Genomic DNA, 6000 nt, shown 5'->3' on the forward strand with positions numbered 1-6000 from the left:
ATCCCGCTTTGTCCTGAGTTGGGAAAAAGTTCAACCAGCTGCGGTCCAAGGGGTGTTGGCCCCGGAAGAACGCGGTTACCGTCCCTGAAGTGTCCAGGACACTCACGCCTCCGGGGTGACGGCGCACCCCGGCGCCCGCATCGCACGTCTTCGCACCCATCCCGTACGGCCCACCCGTTCCCGGAGGGACTTCGTGCACAGAACCAGACTCAAAGGCACCACGACCGCGAGGCGCCCCAGGCTTCGCACCACCCTCGCCCTCTTCACCGGCCTGCTGCTGGCCGTGGGCACCCCGGCGACCGTCGCCGGCGCCCACCCCGGCCACCCGGAGCACGACGAGACCGCGGCCGCCGCCGAGGGGCAGTTCCAGCAGGTACCCCTCGCCAAGGGCGAGCCCGAGATGGGCGAGCCGATGTCGCTCGCGGTGCTCCCGGACCGCAGCGTCCTGCACACCGCCCGCGACGGCACACTGCGCCTGACCGACCAGGGCGGCGTCACCAAGGTCGCCGGCAAGATCCCCGTCTACAACCACGACGAGGAGGGCCTGCAGGGCGTTGGCATCGACCCGGACTTCGAGAACAACCGGGCGATCTACCTCTACTACGCCCCGCCGCTCGACACCCCCGCGGGCGACGCCCCGGAGAACGGCACCGCCGAGGACTTCAAGAAGTTCGACGGCGTCAACCGCCTCTCCCGCTTCGTCCTCAACGCCAACGGCACGCTGGACATGGCCAGCGAGAAGAAGGTCCTGGACGTCGCGGCCTCCCGCGGCACCTGCTGCCACGTCGGCGGCGACATCGCCTTCGACGCGGAGGGCAACCTCTACCTCTCCACCGGCGACGACTCCAACCCGTTCGCCTCCGACGGCTACACGCCGATCGACGAGCGCCCGGACCGCAACCCGGCCTTCGACGCCCGGCGCAGCGCCGGCAACACCAACGACCTGCGCGGCAAGATCCTGCGCATCAAGGTCGCCGAGGACGGCTCGTACACCATCCCGGAGGGCAACCTCTTCGAGCCGGGCACCGAGAAGACCCGGCCCGAGATCTACGCGATGGGCTTCCGCAACCCGTTCCGGATCAGCGTCGACCAGAAGACCGGCACGGTCTACGTCGGCGACTACGGCCCCGACGCGGGCGCCGCCGACCCGAAGCGCGGCCCGGCGGGACAGGTCGAGTTCGCCAAGGTCACCAAGGCCGCCAACTTCGGCTGGCCGTTCTGCACCGGTGACAACGACCCGTACGTCGACTACGACTTCGCCACCGGCACCTCCGGCGAGACCTTCGACTGCGCGGCCCCGAAGAACACCTCGCCGCACAACACCGGCCTCACCGACCTGCCGCCCGCGCAGGCCGCCTGGATTCCGTACGACGACGACTCCGTGCCCGAGTTCGGCAGCGGCTCCGAGTCCCCGATGGGCGGCCCGGTCTACCGCTACGACCCGGACCTCGACTCCAAGGTGAAGTTCCCCGAGGAGTACGACGGCGACTTCTTCGCCGGCGAGTTCGGCCGCCGCTGGATCAAGCGGATCGAGCAGAACGAGGACGGCACGGTCGCCAAGATCAACGACTTCCCGTGGACCGGCACCCAGATCATGGACATGGAGTTCGGCCCCGACGGCGCGCTCTACGTCCTCGACTACGGCCTGTCCTGGTTCCAGGGCGACAAGGACTCCGCCCTGTACCGGATCGAGAACGCCGCGGACGGCTTCTCACCGATCGCCGAGGTGAGCGCGAACAAGACCTCCGGCGCGGCCGGACTGAAGGTCGCCTTCACCGCCACCGCCAAGGACGCCGACTCCCCGGACCTCACCTACAGCTGGGACTTCGGCGACGGCACCAAGGGCGAGGGCCTCACGCCCACCCACAAGTACAAGAAGGTCGGCACCTACACCGCGACCTTCACCGCCAAGGACCCCGAGGGCAACACCGGCAACGCCAGCGTCCGGATCGTGGTCGGCAACACCGAGCCGAAGGTGGTCATCGAGACCCCGGGCAACGGCACCCTGCTGCCCATGGGCGAGCCCATCCCCTTCAAGGTGAAGGTCACCGACCCCGAGGAGACCATCGACTGCTCCAAGGTCAAGGTCGCCTACAGCCTCGGCCACGACTCCCACGCCCACGAGCTGACCAGCGAGATGGGCTGTGAGGGCACCCTCAACCCGCCGCCCGGCGACGGCGGCCACGACCCCAACGCCAACATCTACGGCGTCGTCGGCGCCAGCTACACCGACGGCGGGGCCAACGGCCAGGAGGCCCTGACCGGGACCGCCCGCACCGTGATCCAGCCCCCGCACCGCCAGGCCGAGCACTTCTCCGCCCAGCAGGGCGTGTCGCCGATCGACAAGACCGGCGCCAACGGCGGCAAGACCGTCGGTGACATCAACGACGGCGACTGGATCTCCTTCAGCCCCTACAAGTTCGACGGGCAGAAGAAGCTGACCGTCCGGGCCTCCTCCGGCGGCGCCGGCGGCTACGTCGAGCTGCGCACCGGCTCGCCCACCGGTCCGCTGCACGGCTCGGCGTACATCCCGCCGACCGGCAGCTGGGAGACCTTCCAGGACGTCGACGTGCCGCTGCGGGCCCTGCCCAAGAAGACCACCGACATCTACCTGGTCTTCAAGGGCGGCGAGGGCGCGCTGTTCGACATCGACGACTTCGAGTTCTCCACGGAGCCGTTCAAGGCCGGCAAGAAGGTCCTGGTCTTCTCCAAGACCGCTGGCTTCCGCCACGACTCCATCCCGGCGGGCATCGCCGCCCTGAAGGAGCTGGGCACCCCGGCCGGGATCTCCGTCACCGCGACCGAGGAGGCCGGGCAGTTCACCACGGCCAACCTCGCCAAGTACGACGCGGTGGCCTTCCTGTCCACCACCGGTGACGTCCTCAACGCCGACCAGCAGAAGGCGTTCGAGAACTACGTCAAGAACGGCGGCGGCTACATGGGTATCCACGCCGCCGCCGACACCGAGTACGACTGGGAGTTCTACGGCGGCCTGGTCGGCGCCTACTTCGACTCGCACCCGGCCATCCAGAAGGCCACCGTCCGCGTCGAGGACCACGACCACCCGGCCACCGCGCACCTGGACGACGCCTGGGAGCGCACCGACGAGTGGTACAACTACCGCACCAACCCGCGCGAGCAGGCCAAGGTCCTGGCCACCCTGGACGAGACCACCTACCAGGGCGGGAACATGAAGGGCGACCACCCGATCGCCTGGTGCCAGAACTACGGCGGCGGCCGCTCCTTCTACACCGGCATGGGCCACACCAAGGAGTCCTACGCGGACGAGGCCTTCCGCGGCCACCTGCTCGGCGGCATGCAGTACGCCACCGGCCAGGTCAAGGCCGACTGCAAGCCGGCCAAGGGCTACCGGGACATCTTCAACGGCCAGACCCTGGAGGGCTGGAAGCAGGCCGGTCCCGGCAAGTTCAACGTCAAGGACGGCGTCCTGGAGTCCGAGGGCGGCATGGGCCTGCTCTGGTACCAGGCCAAGGAGCTGAAGTCGTACTCCCTCAAGCTCGACTGGAAGATGCGGGGCGACGACAACTCCGGTGTCTTCGTGGGCTTCCCGGCCTCCGACGACCCCTGGTCGGCGGTGAACAAGGGCTACGAGATCCAGATCGACGCCACGGACGCCGTGGACCGCACCACCGGTGCGATCTACACCTTCAAGGCGGCGAACATCAAGGCCCGTGACCAGGTCCTGCGGCCGCCCGGCCAGTGGAACTCCTACGAGATCAAGGTCCAGGGCGAACGCCTCCAGGTGTTCCTCAACGGAGTCAAGATCAACGACTTCACCAACAAGGACCCCGAGCGGAGCCTGACCGACGGCTACATCGGCCTGCAGAACCACGGCGCCGACGACCAGGTCTCCTTCCGCAACATCCAGCTCAAGGAACTGCCCTCCTAGGGCGGACCCGCCCCTGAGGGGTGACCTCCCGCGGGAGGCGCCCCCGAGGGGCGACCGGAACGGCGGCGGGCGGAGGACGCCGGACCTCCGCCCGCCGTCACCTCGAACAAAACCCCCGGCCGCACCACCCCCGGCTGTCCCACGCCGGCCGTTTCACGCCCGGCCGCACCAGGCCAGGCTGCACCACCGCTCGTGTGTGCCCGACGCGCTCGACAAGGAGGCTGCCCATGTCCGCGTCCCCCTCTGCTTCCTCCCGTGGCTCCCGCACCGGTGTCTGGCTGATCGGAGCCCGCGGCTCCGTCGCCACCACGGTGGTGGCGGGCTGCGCCGCCGTGACCGCGGGGCTGCACCCCCCGACCGGCATGGTCACCGAGACCCCCGACTTCGCCGGCGCCGGACTGCCCGCCCTGCCGTCCCTCGTCTTCGGCGGCCACGACACCGTGGACTGCCCCCTGCCCAAGCGGGCGGAGGCGCTGGCCGCGGGGGGCGTGCTGCCGCACGGGCTGCCCTCGGCCGTCGGCGCCGAGCTGGGCGCGGCCGACCGCGAGATCCGCCCGGGCGGCCCGCTGCCCGGCGACACCCGCGGCGAGGAGGAGCTGATCGCCGCGTTCGCCGCGGACATCACCGACTTCGCCCGACGCACCGGAGCGGAACGGACGGTGGTCGTGAACGTGGCCTCCACCGAGCCCGCGCCCACCGGGAACACCCTGCCCGCCAGCTCCCTGTACGCGGCCGCCGCCCTGCGGGCCGGCTGCCCATACGTCAACTTCACCCCCTCGACCGGCCTGCACCACCCGGCGCTGGCCGCACCGGCCGCGGCGAGCGGGCTGCCCCACGCGGGCCGCGACGGCAAGACCGGGCAGACCCTGCTGCGCTCGGTGCTGGGCCCGATGTTCGCGCAGCGGGCGCTGGCGGTGCGCGCCTGGTCGGGCACGAACCTGCTGGGCGGCGGCGACGGAGCCGCGCTCGCCGACCCGGCGGCCGCCGCGGCGAAGAACGCGGGCAAGGAGCGCGTGCTGGCCGACACCCTGGGCGCCCCCGTGGAGGGCGAGGTCCACATCGACGACGTGCCCGCGCTCGGCGACTGGAAGACCGCCTGGGACCACGTCGCCTTCGACGGCTTCCTCGGCGCGCGCATGGTCCTCCAGACCACCTGGCAGGGCTGCGACTCGTCCCTCGCCGCCCCGCTCGTCCTGGACCTGGCCCGTCTCGTCGCCCGCGCCCACGAGCGCGGCCTGTCCGGCCCGCTGGGCGAACTGGGCTTCTTCTTCAAGGACCCGGTGGGCGACGGTCCGTCGTCCCTGGCCGAGCAGTACACGGAGCTGAAACGCTTCGCCAGGCGGCTGGCCGACGGCGCCGACGGCTCGGGTTCCGGGGATGCCGCGGCCGACGAACACGGGGCGCGGCGATGAACCGCGCCGTCGCCGCGGACCGGGAGACGACCGCACGGGAGGCCGGAACGGCGCAGGCGGCCTCCGCTCCCGGCCCCCGGGCCGCCGCACCGCCCCGAGGCGGCCCCGAGCCGCACCCACCGCACACCCCCGGCATGCGCTCCGCCCGCCTCGGCGCCTGGGCCGAACTCCTCCGCCTGCCCGCCCTGTTCACCGTCCCCGGCGACGCCCTGGCCGGTGCGGCGGCGGCCGGTGCGCGCCCCGGCCCTCGCACCCTGCTCGCCATCGGCTCCTCCCTGTGCCTGTACGAGGCCGGCATGGCCCTCAACGACTGGGCCGACCGTGCCGAGGACGCCGCCGAACGCCCGCACCGCCCCCTCCCGTCCGGCCGCATCCGCCCCGCCGCCGCGCTGACCGCCGCCGGGGCCCTCACCGGCGCCGGCCTGGCGCTCGCGGCCGGTGCGGGACGGCCCGCCCTCGCGGTGGCCGCCCCGCTGGCGGCCACCGTCTGGGCCTACGACCTGGCCCTGAAGCACACCCCGGCCGGTCCCGCGGCGATGGCGGCGGCCCGCGGCCTGGACCTGCTCCTCGGCGCCGCCGCGACCGGCGGCGGGACCCGGGCCGCGCTGCCCTCCGCCGCGCTGCTCGGCAGCCACACCCTCGCGGTCACCGCCGTCTCCCGCCGGGAGACCACCGGCG

General features: G+C 72.1%; 3 protein-coding genes. All 3 read left to right on the forward strand.

What is annotated here, in order from left to right:
* Positions 1-193 precede the first annotated feature (193 nt).
* A complete protein-coding gene (locus K7854_RS31460) occupies positions 194-3910 on the forward strand; it encodes a ThuA domain-containing protein (RefSeq protein WP_226029955.1) in 3717 nt (1238 codons plus the stop codon).
* 227 nt (positions 3911-4137) lie between these two features.
* Complete coding sequence (locus tag K7854_RS31465) at positions 4138-5322, forward strand: inositol-3-phosphate synthase (protein ID WP_226029956.1); 1185 nt, start codon at positions 4138-4140, stop codon at positions 5320-5322.
* Between the two features lie 134 nt (positions 5323-5456).
* Positions 5457-6000 (forward strand): SCO3242 family prenyltransferase (locus K7854_RS31470; RefSeq protein ID WP_226029958.1); only part of this gene is annotated, 544 nt, incomplete at its 3' end.

The organism is Streptomyces hyderabadensis (genome assembly GCF_020404845.1).
GTDB classification, from domain to species: Bacteria; Actinomycetota; Actinomycetes; order Streptomycetales; family Streptomycetaceae; genus Streptomyces; species Streptomyces hyderabadensis.